Below are 16,683 nucleotides of genomic sequence, written 5' to 3'. Positions count from 1 at the left end.
GCGACCCCATCGGCCTTGTGGTCCCTGAGCACCACCGCATCCAGACAAGCGGCACGTCCAGGGCACCGTCGTCACGCGGCATCGGGCTCTTGGCTCGCGGTGCCCACAACAGACGCCGGCCCAGTCGGCGCACGCCTGCTGACGCCGCTAAGAGCGTCCCGTAACCCCTGAGGCTGACGGTCGTGCCGTGGCAGGTCTGCGCCCACGGCACCGGCCCAGCGAAGCGAACGCACGAGGTCTCGTGGTGTAGATGTGAGGGTGTCGCCACCACCACAGGTCGGGGCCAGGCAGTCCGTGGAACTGGTCGAGTGTTGCCCGTCGTCGTCGACGGTCGCGGCCTCGTACCGGTCGTCCAGAGCCTTTGTCTGCGGGTTTCATCGTTGGAGATGTGGTTCGTCCACCAGGAGCCAGGCCTCATCCAGCCAGTTTCGGCAGTAGTGGTCGTTGGTATACCCGGAGACGTCGTCGCGCCGGAGCCGCGCTCGATGGCGCTCACCAGGGCGCCCCACCCGTTGGCCCTCTCAGCGAGAGCGAACACCGTACGCCAGCCGCACTGGTGCTACAGCTCTCCTACCTCGGTTTCAGTAGCCACGGGCGCGAGGTTCTCACACCGAATCCGTTCGGGTGACCACACGATCGCCGCGCAGTCGAAGGACTGCAGGTTCTCCACCAGCCACCCGGTCATCATCGACGCCGGCACCCGCCGGGTCGCGGCCATCGGCCGGCCGGTCACAGTGAACCGCAACGACTGCAACTCACGGGACAGTGCTCAGGCGGAGGCGGCGCCACGCCGCGGCTGCCCACTGCCCACGCTGTCCCGGCAGTGAGTGACCGCGAAGTTCTACGACCGCGGCCAGGCCACGGCCGCAGGGAAGCCACGGTCGTTCAGGCGCTCAGCGTCGATGACCTTGCCGTCCCGCACAGGTCTCGAAGAAGATCCGGTGACGGCTTCACGAGGTGTGTCCTATGAGCCCTTCGCCCCTCGACTTCTTCGGCATCGCTCCGTGACCGGCAACTACACCTGTAGATCAAAGACTTGCGTCAGTCCCGTTCAGCGCCTGCGCGTGCCCACCCGCTGCGGAGCGCGGACGTCGTCGCACGCGGCGTATTCCACGAAGCGGCGGGGCATCACACCGAACCCGCTGTTCACAAACGCACAATGTCGCACGATCTGCCCTTAGTTTGCTGTGCACCCTTCTACCTATCGTCCAGATTTCAATGATGCACTCATCTCCCTGCCCTCTCGGCAGATGCCAGCCGTTGCTGCCGTTGCTGGGGCTAGCACTTCCGATCTGTGCTCTGCCCTGTTCGAAAGGCGACAAGAGTGTCTGATCTCAACATTGTGTCAAGCGGTGTGGGCGAACAGCCTCGGTGGAATCCACAGCGGCCGTCACCGATGCCCACAGCGCGTTACTCCCGGCTGGGAGCGCAGCTCTTGGCCGGCTTGCCCGACCGCGAGTGGCCCAACCACGTAGTGGGCCGTGCCCCGTTGTGGGCTTCGGTGGACCTGAGAGATGGAAACCAGGCGTTGCCCAACCCCATGGACCCGGCGCGGAAAGCGGCCATGTTCGATCTTCTGGTGCGGATGGGATTCAAGGAGATCGAGGTCGGATACCCTGCGGCGAGCGAGGCGGATTTCTCGTTCGTGCGGGACCTCGTCATCCATGATCGAATTCCGGACGACGTGACCATCTCAGTGTTCACACCGGCACGACTGGACCTGATCGACCGCACCTTCGAGTCAATCAAAGGTGTGGATCGTGCCATGGTGCACCTGTGCCTGGCGACCGCGTGCCTATGGCGGACCGTGGTGTTCTCCATGACACGTGACGAGCTGCGAGAGTTCACACTACGGGCAGCGGAGCATGTCGCATCCCAGGCCGACGCCATGCCGGGATCGCGCTTGCGTTTCGAGTACTCGCCTGAAACCTTCAACGTCACTGAGCCGGAATTCGCGTTGGACGTATGTGACGCGGTGACATCGGTGTGGGACGCGTCTCCCGACCGCCCGGTGACGTTGAACCTGCCCACGACTGTGGAGACCGACTCGCCCAATGTCTTCGCCGACCAAGTCGAATGGATGCACCGGCACCTGAGGCGTCGCGAGTCGGTGATTCTTTCGGTGCATCCGCACAACGATCGAGGGACGGCCGTCGCCTCGGCAGAACTCTCCGTGATGGCAGGCGCGGACCGGGTCGAGGGCACATTGTTCGGCAACGGTGAGCGCACGGGCAACGTATGCCTGGCTACCTTGGCACTGAATCTCCTTACCCGCGGAATCGACCCCCAACTGGACTTCTGCGACATCGACTCGATCCGCCGTACGGTCGAAAAGTGCAACCAGATGCCCGTCCACGCTCGCCATCCCTATGCCGGTGACCTCGTTTACACCGCGTTCTCCGGCACTCATCAGGACGCCATCGCCAAGGGCCTCCGTGCCCTGGATGAACAGGCTCGACGCACGGGCCTAGCCGTGTCCGAACTGCCGTGGCAAGTGCCTTACCTGCCCATCGATCCCAACGATGTCGGCCGGAGTTACGAGTCTGTGATCCGTGTCAACAGCCAGTCCGGCAAGGGGGGTATGGCGCACATTTTGAAGCGCCACTACGGCCTGGACCTGCCGCGCGCCTTGCGCGTGGACTTCGCCCGCAAGATCCAACAAGAGACCGACGACACCGGAGACGAACTCACGTCCCGCCGCCTGTGGGAGATCTTCACCGATGCCTACCTCACACCATCTCCGTGGCTGGGGCTGTCGGAACTCAGCGAGCAACAGGAGGGCGCGAGCACCTCAGTGCACGCGGCCCTCGTCACACACGAAGGTCCGGACGGAAGCCAGGACGAGCCTCTGACAGGGAGCGGCCTGAGCGCCGTCGAAGCGCTCCTCGACGCCCTCGCCAGAGGCGGACACCGAACACAGCTCCACCATTTCAGCCAGCACCCGGTAGACGGTGGCCGAGCTTCGAGCACCGCCTCGTACGCCTACCTCACCACCCATGGTGTCACCGCCCACGGCGTCGGCATCCACAACGACCCCGCCGCCTCCGCCGCCACAGCCATCCTCAACGCAGTCAACCGCACGCGAACCAGCGTCAACAACCACTATGGCGACGACGCGCAGGCTTCCGTCCAAACCCGGAGCGAGCTATGACGACCCGTGTTCAAGAGACTTCCATCCCTGGCTCGCAACCGGCCGCGCCGCAGTCCGTAGCCACGTTTCTGGTACGCGCGCTGGCGCAAGCGGGCGTCACTCATGTTTTTGGCGTACCGGGCGGGCCGCTCATGCCTCTGTACGAAGCACTGGAGGACTGCCCAGGCATCGAGCCCGTGCTGGCCAAGCACGAAGAGGGAGCTGCCTTCATGGCCTTGGGATACGCCCAGGTCACAGGTCGGCTCGGAGTCGTTTGCGGGACGGTGGGGCCGGGCGCGTTGCATGCCCTGACGGGTGTGGCCAGCGCGACCGCTGACGGCGTGCCTGTGCTCGCGCTCACCGCACAGGTGAACTCATCGTGCTTCGGCCGGGGCGGTCTGCAGGACAGCAGCGGAGGCAACTGGAGCGTGGACACCGTCGATGCCTTCCGGTCCGCTACAAAACTGTCTGCCCTCGCTGTTCGTCCGGCTCAGGTTCCCCGGCTCCTGGCACTCGCCATGCGTTCGGCGTATGCCGGCCGTCCAGGAGGCGTACACGTGAGTCTCCCCGCAGACGTGCTGACCGGACGACTCGAAGCAAGCACACCGAACGGGATTCGGCGCCCCGCCGTCGTCGCCCCGGATCCGTCGGCCGTCTCCCAGCTCACCGGCGCGGTGCAGGCCGCGCGTCGCGGGGTGGTGCTGGCAGGCCAGGGCGCCAAGCTCTCCGGCACCGGGCCCGCGCTCGTCCGATTCGCCGAAGCGCTGTCCTGGCAAGTGGCCACCACGCTCAAGGGCAAGAGCGTCTTCCCCGAAGACCATCCGCTCTCCGCCGGCGTCTTCGGTTTCGGCGGAACAGCCCGCGCTCATGACGCGATGCTCGCCACCGACGTGGACACGGTCTTCGTCGTCGGCAGCGCGCTGGGGGAGTTCGCAACAGACGGCTGGGATCCACGCCTGGTTCAGGGGCGCCGTCTGCTCCGCATCGACATCGATCCGCTGCGCGCGGGCGCAGGTTTCGAGGCCGATCTTCACGTCACTGGCGACGCCACCGCCGTGATGGACGCCTTGCTCGCCGAACTCCACGCTCCACCCGCATCAGCGGTCCCCTCCCCCTTGCCGGCACCAGTCGCTCCCCCACACGAACACAGCCCCTTGCGTGCCTCGGCCGTCATGACCCTGATGAACCAGCTGCTCCCCAAGGACGCCATCATCTTCGCGGACAACGGCAATTGCCTGAGCTGGCTCGGCCAGAACTTCGTAAGCCGCCCTCCAGGAGCCATCCACGTCTCGCTCAACGTCGCTTCGATGGGCAGCAGCGCGGGTTCCGCCATTGGAGGACAGATCGCCGCCAGAAACCGTCCCGTGGTGGCCCTCACCGGCGACGCCGCTTTTGCCATGTCCGGCATGGAGATCCACACCGCCGCCGAACTCGGCCTGCCGGTGGTATGGGTCGTCCTGAACAATGCCGGCAACGCCATGGTCCACAACATCCAGCAGGGGCTGTTCGGACGCTCCGTCGGTTCCATGTACCGCAGCCCCCTGGACGTCGCCGCAATCGCACGAGCCTTGGGCGCCGAAAGCACAGTCGCCACCTCACTCGCCGAGTTCCAAGAAGCCCTACTCAATGCCCTGGCCTCTCCCACGCCTTCCGCCATCGACGTCCGGGTCGATCCCGACGAGGTCCCCTGGGCCCTGTCCGGGAGAATTACCACCCTCCGCACAGCATTCAGTCCCTCGTCCTCCTCCAATGGCACGAAGGACGGCAACGAATGACGGACGCCCCAGAGAAACGCACCCTTGCTTCGCCCGGGATTCTCGGCTGCGGGCATTCCCTGCCATCGGCCACATGTCATAACGACGATCCCGTCTTCAGGCGCATGGCCCAAGGCCCGGTGGATGAGAACGCGTTTGACACGCTCGCCTTCTTCACCGGTGCAGACCAAAGGCGCCGGCTGTCGAACGGAGAACGCATCGAGGCGTATATGGCTGATGCAGCCCGCCTCGCCCTCGCCCAGGCCGGCATCGGGCCGGAAGCCGTGGACCGGCTCTACGGATACGCATCCGTCCCCGACCACCTCACTCCCAACCCGCTCTACGAACTCCACCACATGCTCGGACTGCCACGCCGGACACTGGTCGTCCCTATCAACAGCGAGTTCTCCAATTTCCTGGCCAGCCTCGTTCTCGCCACGGAATCAGTCGCTGCAGGCGGCGCCCGGCACGTGCTGATCGTGTGCGGATCCAACTGGACCCAGCACGTCGACTACACCAAGGGCCACGCATTCGCCGTGGGTGACGCAGCCGCCGCGGCAGTCGTGGGCCCGGAGGGACTTCTGCGGGTAGTCGATCACGCCTCCGAGACATACAGCGAGCAATACCTGAGCATGACCATGACCGTGCGACCCGTGAACGTAGACGGTCACGCACACCTGCCTCTGAGTGCACGCGGACTACCCACGCCGGTGTACAGCATGGAAACCGCCGGCAACGAGGTCTATCAGACACTCCTTCAAAACGGGCTGCCTGAGGTGGTGAACCGGCTACTGGCTCGCAACGGCGTCTCTGGCAGTCAGGTCTCCCTCATCACACACCAAGGATCCCGCCGTCTGCTCGACCACTGGGCCAACAAGATTGCCCCCGGCGCCTACCTGGAATCCTTGCAGGAACTAGGCAACATGACACTCGCCACTTACCCCGTCAACCTTGCCCGCCATTTCGCCACGATCACCACACCGTACGTGGTACTAGCGGCAGTAGGGACAGGGTGTCATCTTACGGCGGTTTTGCTGGAAAACCGCGTCTCACGTGACGCTTAGTTCTTCCTCACCCCCGGAGTTCCACCAAGGGGCGCGCAAGGCCGTCTGCGGCTGCTTTCGTTCTGCGGGTCTTCGTCATGCACGGCTCGACCTTGCAGTACGGCAGCGGTGTCTGGATGTGCTGGCCTACCAGGGCAAGCGTGTCAACGGGCTTGCCTCGCAGCCGGCTCCTCGACAGCCCGCACGCAGACCCCGGCCACGCTCAGGACAGAGCCGGCCCCGCACGCCTTCCCGCTCTGTGAGGCATCGCGCAGGCGGCGGGGCCGGTCCGCGCTCCTGCCGTCACCTCGCCCGCGAAGCCCTGGGCCTGTCGAGGACCCTGCGTGAGGCCGACCACATACGGCTTCAGCATTACGCCATGGTGCATCGGTGGAGCGAAGCCAACCGCGACGCCGGCTGCCTCACCCGCGTCTTCACCTACCACGGCGATCAACCGGTGGTCCCCCGCAGCCTCGCCCACGTCCGCTGCGACGTCACCACGGTCGCCACCTCGGGCCCCCGCTCCCGCCACCTCGTCCATGCGCAACGAACAGGACGAGGCCACAGCCGCCGCATCGGCCAGCCGCCTGACCCGCCGCAGACGGTGGCGCGACCGGCGCGCAAGGTGGCATTAACGCGCCCCTGTTCCCCCGTGCGCCATGGCAGCGCCATTACTGACTGCTCTAGATTCACTACACATTGCTGCAGCGCCTGGTCCTGTTCGTAGCCGCAGGTCCAGCGGGCTGAAAGGGTATGGCCACCTGACATGACCGACATCAGTAACCCCCACGCTGCGCAGTCCGACTCCGGGCGGCCCCGGAGCCGTGGGCGCCGTGTTCTGCGATCGGTCGCTGCGTTGTCGGTGCTTGTCGCCAGCACGCTGCTGACCACGGCTGCCGCCTCGGAACGGCAGGAGGCGGCCGACCTCACCTGCACATCGATCGGCCCCACCTTCCAGGACGGCGACACCATCTCCGGCTCCGGTGCCATCATCGCGCCGTGCGGTGGCGGAGCGACGCTCGTGATTCAGCGTTCGCGCTGGTACGGCTGGGAGGACATGGCCACCGTGAATTTCACGGGTCAGCACTCCCAGGCGATCACCTACAACTGCGCCGGCACTGGCATCCACGATTTCCGCACGTACATCAACTCACGACACACGAACGGCAGTTACGAGTTCCACGAGTCCAACCACATCAACGCGAACTGCGGCTGACACCCTGCGTTCCGCGTCGAGCGACGCGTGAGAGGAAATCCCGTACTCACGACCTCTGCCGCTGTCCCGCGCCGTACCGTCCTCACGGCCGCCAGGCTGCTGGCCCTGTCAACGGCCTTTGCCACCGCCTCGGCCGCCCCAAGGGCCTCGGTCCCCGCGTCGCCGACGACGTCGCGGTGTGCACGGCTCAGATCGACAACCCGCACTTCTCCAATGGCGCCGGCCGCGTCATCTTCAACGGGAGGATGAGCTGCACCTCCATCGGCAACACGCCCCAGGTCAATCTCCGGGTCTTGGGCATCCTCGGCTACGTCCCAGGCGGCTCACCCGGCCATCCCGCGCAAGGCCCGCCAGGCGCTGCCGCGACGTCCGACCAGACCCACACCGTGCCGACCAACGGTCAGCAGGTGACGTACTACACGCCGATTCCGGGCGACCCCAAGAAAATCACGGCGACCGGCACGTACACCGGGTCGGTTACCTTCCAGATCGTCTCTCCGGCGCTCGGCACCCCGACGTCGTACCGGTCGAACCGAAGAAGTGGTCCGTCGATCCCTCTTCCGGCACGGTGCTCAACGGCGAGGTGTACGGCCGCGGTGCCCTCGACATGAAAGGCGCGAACTCGGCGACGATCAGCGCTCTGCTGCGGCACATCGCCGAGGGATCCCGGTTCGAGCGCGACATCATCGTGCTCACCGACTGCGACGAGGAAGCCGGCTCATACGGGTCCCAGTGGCTGGCCGACAACCACAGGGACAAGGTGAACGCCGGCATGGTCCTCACCGAGGACGGCTGGTTCCTGGCGCAGAAGGACAAGGCCACCCCCGTGCTGATCACCGCCGCCCGACAGGACAAGGTCCTCTTCAACCTCGACCTCATCGCCGACGGCACCGCCACGCACTCCTCCAAGCCCAACCCCGACGGCGCCATTCTGAACCTGTCCCGGGCAGTCGCAGAACTCGGCGACTGGCTCGCGCCCGTGCACCTCACTCCGGTGACGCGCGACTACTTCGCGGCACTGGAGACAGCTACCGACGACGCGGATTTCGCACACGCCGTCAAGCTGATGCTCTCCGCACGCAACCAGATCGCACAGGAACGGGCCGCCCGCGTCTTTGCGTCGAGATCCTCCTACCCATGGCTTCACCAGGCTCTGCTCAGAACCACGCACGCGTTCGTCATCGAGGCTCCGGTGACAAGGAGAACGTGATCCCGTCCTCGGCGCACGTCCGGTTGAACTGCCGTGGTATCCCCGGCGGGCAGAAGCCTCGTGAGTTCCTCACCCAAGTCCGCGAGGTGACGAACGGACATGGCGTCCGAGTAGCGCTCGCCGTCCCGGAGGGCAAGAGCGAGGATCAGTATCTCGACGAGCTCGACGAGACGTGGGCGGCGCCGCCGGCCGACATCGACACTCCACTATTCCGCGCTCTTGCCGGGGCCGCCGGCGAGGCCTACCCCGACGCGGTATTCACGCCGGCCCTGTTCGAAGCAGGCACAAGTTTGGCACCGTGGCGCAAGCGTGGCATTCCCGGGTACGGCGTCTACCCGTACGTCATCACCAACGAGCAGTTGGTCGCGATGCACGGAAACGACGAGCGGATCCACATCGAGGCGCTGCGGCAGGGAACCGCGTTCATGTACAAGATGGTCTCCCACTTCCTCCGCTGACGATTTGGCTGGCCGCGGGCGAGCGCCGCCCGCCGCCGTAGCTGCACATCGATCACGCCGCACCCGTCGTCATCGCCGTGGGTCTGGTCTGCCTCGCCGTCCTGCTGGACATGCCCACCTCTGCGGTCAGCCGCGCAATGCGTAGCCGAGGAGTCGCTCTCTGACGGGGAAGCCATCGCATGTGAGCGAGGAGGTGATGAGGTGGTCACCGTTGTTGGGGTTGTAGCAGCGGTAGAGCGGGACGGAGCCCTTGACTTTGGTGGTGTAGGCAAATCCAACCGGCCCCATGGGGAATCGTCCCCCGCAGTCCGGATCCCTGGTCAGGTACGTGCGGCTGCTGGCCTTGCATTCGAAGAGTTCCACGGTGTGGGAGTGGGAATCGCGCAGCAGCCGCCAGGCCTTCTCTTGGGTGACGCCGGGTGGGAGGAGACGTGAGGAGACGAAGTGGCCGCGCCCGCTGTCAAATCCGCGGACGAGCCTGGTGTAGGGCAGGGTCTGAAAACCGCACGACAAGCGTGAGGGATGGAGGTCGTTGCGGTTGGCCTGTGTCCATACCTTCCAGGCGGGTTTGGGGCTGCCGTCCACGCGGCGCAGACCCGGTCCCCAACCTCTCTTGACCATGCTGGGCACGTCGACGCCACGGTGATACACATACGCGCTGATTCCCGGAGTACCGAGAACATTGTGGAAGGCTCTGCACAACTGGCGGGCTTGGGACGATTCACCGGAGGGGTGCCGGGAGTTGATCCCGCTTTCGGTGAGTTCTACGTCCCAGGCAGACGGCGTGTGAGGGAAACGCTGCCGCAGCCAGCCGAGCAGGATACCGATATTGCCGTAGGTGACCTTGGGATAGTCGTTTGCCGAGAAGGCGGGACGTGGCAAGTTCGGGGGGTAGGGGTGGTAGGCAACCTGCCATTGGCGCTTCCCTACCCGTGCGGCCAGGCCTTCGAGCACGGTCATTCCGGACAGCAGTGGAGTGCGGTCGGCCGGGAGATCGTATGCCCTGCCGAAGTGATGGTCCAGGGAGGTCATGACTTTCGCCGTGGACTGCTGAGCTTTGATGGCGTCGTAGGCGGCGATGTAGTTCGCTGCGATCGCGTCAAGCCACGCTGTCTTGTCACAGGGGACGCCGTGACCGCAGCCGATGTCGAAATATGCGTTGGTGTTGACTTCGTTCATGACGACGAAGTCAGCGATCCGGCCATGCCCGTGCCGCCCGTCATAGCGCTGGGCGATCATTCCGGCGAAACGGCCGTAGTCGGAGGGGTGGTTGGGCACGCAGGAGATCTCGAAGGCGTGCTGCGTGGGTGAGCAGCGGCGTCCCTTACGCGCCCACTCAGGCGTTCCCATGACGATCGCGACGACGTTGACTCCGAGATCCGTCCACTGCTTGACACTTTCGTCGAACGCTCTATCAATGCGGAAGCAGTGGCTGTTGAACCGCTCCTCTCCTGATCCGCAGGCGGCGGTCTCGACGACGGGTTCCCACTTCGCCCAGGTCACATTCTTTGTGACCAGTCCGGCGTTGCTATGGGCCACCACGGCCTTCGGTAGCGAATCGGGCACGACGCCCTTGATACGGTAATCAGAACGAGCCGGGTAGGGCAGCGCAGGAGTGCGCATTGCACCAGCCTCAACCACGTGCTCATTACCGGGCCCGGCCACCGATACTCGTGCGTTGAACGGCCACTGGGTGTAAGCCAGGCTGGTAGACAGGAGCGCAACACAGGTCAGGGCCAGAAGGCCGGCTAATAAACGTGAACGGTGACTCAACTTGAGGCTCCGCACGGCACCATCCTCTCACCGCGGCACGTACCTCATCGCAATAGACACCTGCCACGTCATCGGCATTGAACCACTCTGTACGTGGTGAAAAGCTTATCCTTCACCTACTTCGCTTAACTTTAGCCACAGCGACACTTCAGATATTGACAGGATAGATCGTCATCTACGCCGTGTCGGCTTGATCGCCCCGTTCTCTCGCCCGGACTACCCCGCGGCACGACAAAGGGTAGGCCGATCGGTGTACGTGCCGCCCGTCAGCGTCACCCGGACCAGGGGGAGTTCTCCTAATAGGGAGAGTTCAAAAGAGACCTGGAATGAGTGGTTCTGGATGTTTCGGAGTGGCGCTTCGGCTTTCCGGCGCATGGCCGCCTGCTTGTCCGTTCTGGTTGTTGCGCTATCGTTGTCCTCGGGCTCTGCGGCGGGGGCCGTGGTGCAGGCGACGTATTACGTTTCTCCTGACGGGAGCGGTTCGGCCTGCACGCAGGCGGTGCCGTGTGCTGTGGAGACGGCAAAGTCCGCTGTTGAACGGCGAACGAATGCCATGTCCGGTGATCTGGTCGTCCAATTTCAGGCCGGTACGTACCAGCTCTCGTCCGCTCTTGAGTTTGGGCCGTCCGACTCGGGCAGGAACGGCCATGATGTTATTTACACGGCGGCACCGGAGCAAAAGGTGACCCTGAGTGGTGGCGTTCCTGTCACTGGCTGGCGTCTTCACGACACGGCGAAGGACATCTGGCAGGCTCCCGCACCGGCTGGCCTGAGGACACGGCAACTGTACGTGAACGGCCGCCGCGCTACCGTCGCGAGCATGCCGGCAAGTACGGTATTCGGCTCGATGCAGAAGACGGGCACGGGCTTCACTTACACCAGCGCCGCGCCGAACACCTGGCAGCACAAGGACAGCATCGACGTCGTCTACGGCCATTCCGCCTCACATCGTGGCTGGACATATTCCGTCTGCCCAGTTTCTTCGATCGCCGACGGAACGGTCACCATGAACAATTCCTGCCACGCCAACGTGGCCGGAATCAACCAAACCACCGTGCCAACCGCAGTGGAAAACAACTATGCACTGCTCAGTTCGCCGGGCCAGTTCTACCACGACACCAGTGCCGGGACGATCTACTACATTCCGCAAGAGGGCCAGGACATGCGGACCGCCACGGTCATCGCCGGAAAGCTGCAGACGCTCGTGGAACTGGGCGGAACCCCGGACAGCCCGGTGGAGCACATGCGGTTCACCGGCCTGAAATTCGAGCACGCCACCTGGCTGTTCGGAGAACAGGGACTCGCAGACCTGCAAGCCAATGTGCTCTTCACCGAGACACAGGACCCCTCCGCCCACACGAAGCCCCTCCCGGCGAACGTGGCCTGCCACTCCTGCGACGACGTCACGTTCAACGGCAACACGTTCACTCATCTCGGCGGCGGAGGCCTAGGTTTTGACGGGGGCGGCCACGACAACACCGTCACCGGCAACGTATTCACCGATATCGCGTCCAATGGCATCCAGATCGGTGACGGCACGAACTACACACCGCCCGCCACATTGGAGTCCGGGTACACGGTCAGCGACAACTACGTGCACAACGTGGCCACCGAGTACCACGGCGGGGTCGGAATCCTGGCTACCTGGGTCAAGCACACCAAGATCACCCACAACGAAGTCTGGGACACTCCCTATACCGGCATCTCACTGGGCTGGGGCTGGGGCGCCGCCACGTCTCAGCCCATGGTCGACAACCACGTCGATTCCAACTACGTCCACGATGTCATGACCTCGGCGCTCGAGGACGGCGGTCCCATCTACGTGGTCGGGACTCAGGGAGCGACACCTCCCTCCACCATGACCGGGAATCACGTGGAGAACGACTCCCAGCGATACGCGGCACTGTACATGGACCAGGGATCCAGTTACTGGCACGTGGAATACAACGTCGTGAACGGCTACGCTCCCGCCTGGCTCTTCGTTCAATCGATGGCACTGCCTGTCGCCGAGCACAACACGGTGCAGAACAACTATGCGAGCGCCGACGCGGGTGGCATTTACACCACCCCTCCCGGCACGAACACCGTGTCCAACAACACCACCGCAGTAGCGGAAGGGAACTGGAACGCCGAAGCAAAGTCCATCATGGCAAGTGCAGGGCTCGAGCCGGAGTACACCTGGATCAGAAAGGGCGGGCAACGGCGCAACCTCGCCTACGCACGTCCCGCCACAGCCTCCAGCACCTACTCAGCGCAGTACGCGCCCTCCCAGGCCAGCAACGACCGGATCACCACGCCCGGCAACGGCCCGTACAGCGCCCCCTTTGCGTCAGCCATGGATGACACGTCCGCCTGGTGGCAAGTAGACCTCGGCGCTTCCTACCCTCTGTCGAAGATCCAGATCCTTTTCCGTCAGGACGGCGTCGACAATCCGGCCGAAAGGCAGGACCTCCAGATCTGGGTGTCCAACTTCCCCGGAATCTCACATGACCACACCATCGCCTGCTCCATCGGCGCTATGCCCCTGCCCTACCAGTCCAGCTACAATTGCCCCGCCCCACTGGGGATCTGGCGCTACGTGACCGTCACCAAGCCAGGCCACCTGGTTCTGGGTCAAGTCCGCGTCTTCGGCGCCACAACCATCACTCCAGACCCCTGTTCTCAGGGCGAGGATCAGCCGGCCCCTCCGGCGTGCGCAGCTGGTGCAAGCAACCAGCAGGCCATCTCGAACTGCCCGCCCACCTCCGCAACGTGCCTGCAGCGCCTGGCAGGTACCGGTACAGGAACACTGCAGCTCATCGCTCGGGCACGTTCAGACAGCGCAGACTTTGAGCAGAAGGCCCGCGATACCGATCCGGACACCGCGGCCCACGACCTGTGCCCCATTGCCACATCGATCACATCTCACAGCCAGGCGGCAGCGTTCAGATTCCCCCCGAGCTGGTGGTATTGCTGAGACAGGTCCTTTCGAGTTCCCCTCGAAGGCATCAGTAGATCTTGCGGGTTGGCGGATGCCGGCATTTGGACGATGACACCTCTGGGGCTACCGGTGTCCCGCACCCGGCTGTCGCTGATATGAGGGTCCCTCCCCCCGTGGTTGGCTGGGGGGAGGGACCCTTGGGTTGTGGATTGTGTGTTGTAGGGGTTGGTGGTTGGGGGGTGCGTTAGTGGGCGGCTCCGGTGGTGGTGTGGCGTCGGCGGCCGTAGTAGGTGGTGCCGATGCCGGTGAGGGCGGCGAAGGCTGCCGCGATGCCGGGGTCGGTCAGAGGGATGTGGGGGATCTCGGTGGTGACGCAGGAGTTGTTGTTCTGCGTGTTCGGGTCCTGCTCGTGGCCCGGAACCTGGACCGCAGATCCCTGCCGCAAGGCCAGGGCTGCTGTCCTTCTTGGGTCCCCTTTGTCGGCAGGTGCCTGGCCTGACCGACGCCGTCACAGCCGTTGGGCCCGTTTCCTCCTGCCGCGCGGGCGACGGCCCCAACGCCGGGTGCGGGGGCTGCGTCTCGAGGCAGACGTCGGGGTGGCGCGGTCTTCCCGGCGGTGCGGGGCGCTCGTTGACCGGCGGGGCCCGATGAATGACGGAGGCCCCCGTTTGATCCGGACCAAGAGTAAGTGACGGCGTCGGTACATCAGGTGGTCCTGCTGGACCAGTTCACGGAAAGGGGCAGCCGTGCGGGCGCTCGCGGGGGGCAAGGTGCTGGTGTACTCGATGGAGCGTCGGCGCACACGACGACAGACCCAGCCGCAGCAACTCACCCGTGCTGCCGATCCACAACGTAATTGGTGGCCCATCAGAGGAATGATGGGCCACCAACAAAACTCGGCCGAGTCGGTCAGCTGCCGGAGGGAGATCGTGGAATTTCTTTGCCTCTTGGGGCTACAGCATCATGCGCCCCTGTTTCTCGGTGACCGGCAGCAGCCAGTACCTTCTTAATACCAGGCCGTGTAACCGTCGCTGTCGCCAGCCCGGCTTGTCGTGTAGCCGTTGACCATTCTCGTGTGCGTGCTCGTTCGCCCCTGCGGGACGTATCGTTGAGCGATGCTGTTGTTCCAGTTCTGGACCCATACCCAGGTGCCCGATTTGGCGTTGGTGATGCGAGCCCAGTTCGCGTGACAGTGTGGGCTGTACTGCAGTTCCACGGTACCGCGAATTGTTGCGAACCGAGCCGTACCGGCGGTGCCCCGGGGCGTGTAGGCGCCCGCCAGGCAAGAGTGTCCGTCCAGGCTGCTGACGGTTCGCGCGGGGTCCAGACCAGAGCAGGTCGATCCATCGCAAGCAACGCGAACGTTGCCTTGCGGTGCTGCGGCAGTAGCCGCCAAAGCGGAACTCATGCCTGTCAGCGGAATCGCGAACAGTCCGAGGACTGCTGCTACGGCGAGCTTCTTCCTCATGCGCTCCATGCCTTTCTATGGGCGGATGATTCACCCGCTGTTCTACTCCACCAGTGATGCCTGCAACAGGACTTGCTACGATACGGCTGAAAATAACCGCATCACACGGTTTAGCAGGGTTTCAATTCGGCCAGCCGGAACCCGGAGGCCTTATGACCGCCACTTGATTGATTGAAGCCGCAAGCTAGCTCCGGCCCACGGGATGGCTGCTGCGAGATGGTCGACCGCTGTTATGAACAATTCAACGACTCGGCGTCGCTCTGTAAATGTCAGCGCTTACGACCTGAGTCTTGCTGTACCGGGCACTGGGCGCTGGCAGAATCCGGGGCTGCCGTGCTGTAGGTGCTGGGGGCAGCCCATCGCGGTCCGTGAAGGTTCGGGGTTGGATGTCGGTGAGCCAGGTCCGCAGCAGGCTGCCGGCGTGTGGGTGACTTGTTGGAGGCGACGTTGGCGTCGTCGATGGACTGGCGTCCGGTGTGGCGGGGTTTTGCTTGAGCCGGCGACGAGAACGGGAAGATTCACAGAGCGGACTCCGCCGTGCGGTACGGCGTCGGAGAGCTTCCGCGGATCCATTGCCCCAACCGTCACTCCCTCCCCCAGGCCGATCCGATCTCCCGGCCGGGGAACCAGCGGCCCCTAGCTGGATCGACTGCCTCGGCCTGGTCGACGTGGCTCACTCCAACAACCTCGGGACAGAGCCGAACTACTCGGCCTTCGCCGAGACCGTCGAGAGCGTCGATCTGACCGCCATCGACGAGAGCTGAGCCAGTTGCCCTTCCGGGTGCAACCCGGTGGAGGAGACGGCAAGGCCATCTCGAACTCGCGCGGGTGGCCGCCCGAGAGGCGTCGGCTCCGTCGGCCATGGCATCGAGGTGTGAGGCGCAGGCCAGGGCTTCGCCCGGTCCTGGCGGTGGCGACCGCAAGGGGTTTCCATCAACTAGTCGGCGTCTTTCGGCAATTGAGCGGCCGTCAGTATCGCCGGTGGAGCGGACTTCGATGATCGGTGGGTCACGCGAGGAAGTTACCTTTTCGTAATGGGTGATGTTCGTATAGCCTGTGGCCCTCCGCCCCGGGTTCGCTCTGGTGGCGGTGATGCTGCTGCTGAGTGGCAGGTCGTTGCGCTCAAAAGGCGAGGGGACTGTCTCACACTGCGGCCTGTGCGGCGATTGATTGCAGTATCTACGGGGATCGAGAGGGCCCAGACCCCAGGCTCTCGGCGGATGCGGATCCCGCATGCGCCCTTTCCTCACTCCGAGTCGGTACTCAGCCAGAGGCTGGTGTCGGGAGAACTGCACAGACGGTCAGAAACACCCGCAGCAGCTGCGATAGTTATACGTTCAGCCAAATAGGAGGAAAAATAATGGCGCGTCACAGGAAGCAGAAAGAGCTGACAGCGATGCAGAAGCGAGCGCTGAAAGTCGGCGCTATGGCCCCCGTCTCCGCCGGTTTCGTCTTAGCCGCCGCGACGGGAGCATTCGCCGCTTGCCCTGCGACGCAGGCACAGCAGCCGACTCAGGCCGTCCAGCAGAATCCGCAGGGCACGCAGATCAGCTCGGTCTTCGGCAACGCCGTCATGGACCAGATATTGCAGCTTGCCAGCAAGGAACTGACAGCGGTCGTCCCCCAACTCCTCGCCGCCAAACCGCAGCTGAACCAGTAAGCGGCCTGAATATGCCGTTCGCGGCTTATGTCGATGAGCGCCACTAGGCAC

The 16,683-nt window shown here is 64.4% G+C and carries 11 protein-coding genes; 9 read left to right on the top strand and 2 right to left on the bottom strand.

Annotated features, from left to right (window positions below; translation table 11 throughout):
• The first annotated feature begins 1,396 nt into the window (after positions 1 to 1,396).
• From DBP14_RS34575 to DBP14_RS36485, 7 genes are all read left to right on the top strand, one after another.
• The gene (locus tag DBP14_RS34575) at positions 1,397 to 3,151 is read left to right on the top strand and encodes a 2-isopropylmalate synthase (protein WP_206739489.1); all 1,755 of its coding nucleotides are present in this window, start codon (positions 1,397 to 1,399) and stop codon (positions 3,149 to 3,151) included.
• Positions 3,148 to 4,905: a thiamine pyrophosphate-binding protein gene (locus tag DBP14_RS34570; RefSeq protein ID WP_129311550.1), complete on the top strand. Its 1,758-nt coding sequence runs from the start codon at positions 3,148 to 3,150 to the stop codon at positions 4,903 to 4,905. Before DBP14_RS34575 ends, DBP14_RS34570 begins: the two co-directional genes overlap by 4 nt.
• Positions 4,902 to 5,948: a 3-oxoacyl-[acyl-carrier-protein] synthase III C-terminal domain-containing protein gene (locus DBP14_RS34565; protein WP_129311549.1), complete on the top strand. Its 1,047-nt coding sequence runs from the start codon at positions 4,902 to 4,904 to the stop codon at positions 5,946 to 5,948. Before DBP14_RS34570 ends, DBP14_RS34565 begins: the two co-directional genes overlap by 4 nt.
• Positions 5,949 to 6,693: 745 nt before the next feature.
• Positions 6,694 to 7,143 (top strand): hypothetical protein, encoded by a 450-nt coding sequence (locus tag DBP14_RS34560; RefSeq protein ID WP_129311548.1) that lies wholly within the window; start codon positions 6,694 to 6,696, stop codon positions 7,141 to 7,143.
• A gap of 176 nt (positions 7,144 to 7,319) precedes the next feature.
• Positions 7,320 to 7,754 (top strand): hypothetical protein, encoded by a 435-nt coding sequence (locus DBP14_RS37135; RefSeq protein ID WP_241741132.1) that lies wholly within the window; start codon positions 7,320 to 7,322, stop codon positions 7,752 to 7,754.
• Positions 7,712 to 8,353, top strand: a complete 642-nt coding sequence (locus tag DBP14_RS37130) for a M20/M25/M40 family metallo-hydrolase (RefSeq protein WP_241741131.1) — start codon at positions 7,712 to 7,714, stop codon at positions 8,351 to 8,353. The genes DBP14_RS37135 and DBP14_RS37130 overlap by 43 nt, the downstream gene beginning before the upstream one ends.
• Positions 8,350 to 8,811 (top strand): hypothetical protein, encoded by a 462-nt coding sequence (locus DBP14_RS36485; RefSeq protein ID WP_206739407.1) that lies wholly within the window; start codon positions 8,350 to 8,352, stop codon positions 8,809 to 8,811. Before DBP14_RS37130 ends, DBP14_RS36485 begins: the two co-directional genes overlap by 4 nt.
• A gap of 126 nt (positions 8,812 to 8,937) precedes the next feature.
• Here the strand turns inward: DBP14_RS36485 and DBP14_RS34550 are convergent, their stop codons facing one another.
• Positions 8,938 to 10,599, bottom strand: a complete 1,662-nt coding sequence (locus DBP14_RS34550) for a DUF5722 domain-containing protein (protein WP_206739406.1) — start codon at positions 10,597 to 10,599, stop codon at positions 8,938 to 8,940.
• A gap of 424 nt (positions 10,600 to 11,023) precedes the next feature.
• On the opposite strand from DBP14_RS34550, the gene DBP14_RS34545 reads away from it, so the two are divergent.
• Positions 11,024 to 13,540 carry a right-handed parallel beta-helix repeat-containing protein gene (locus DBP14_RS34545; RefSeq protein WP_164992479.1) on the top strand — a complete coding sequence of 839 codons (2,517 nt, stop codon included), beginning with the start codon at positions 11,024 to 11,026 and terminating at the stop codon, positions 13,538 to 13,540.
• Positions 13,541 to 13,748: 208 nt separating this feature from the next.
• Here the strand turns inward: DBP14_RS34545 and DBP14_RS34540 are convergent, their stop codons facing one another.
• Positions 13,749 to 13,949 carry a hypothetical protein gene (locus DBP14_RS34540; protein WP_129311546.1) on the bottom strand — a complete coding sequence of 67 codons (201 nt, stop codon included), beginning with the start codon at positions 13,947 to 13,949 and terminating at the stop codon, positions 13,749 to 13,751.
• A gap of 2,383 nt (positions 13,950 to 16,332) precedes the next feature.
• Between DBP14_RS34540 and DBP14_RS34530 the strand changes: the two genes are divergently transcribed.
• Entirely contained in the window at positions 16,333 to 16,632 is a 300-nt protein-coding gene (locus DBP14_RS34530) for a hypothetical protein (protein WP_129311544.1), read from the top strand.
• Positions 16,633 to 16,683 lie beyond the last annotated feature (51 nt).

It is taken from the genome of Streptomyces sp. L2 (assembly GCF_004124325.1).
GTDB lineage: Bacteria > Actinomycetota > Actinomycetes > Streptomycetales > Streptomycetaceae > Streptomyces.
This window is presented reverse-complemented; position numbering and strand designations above follow the sequence as displayed.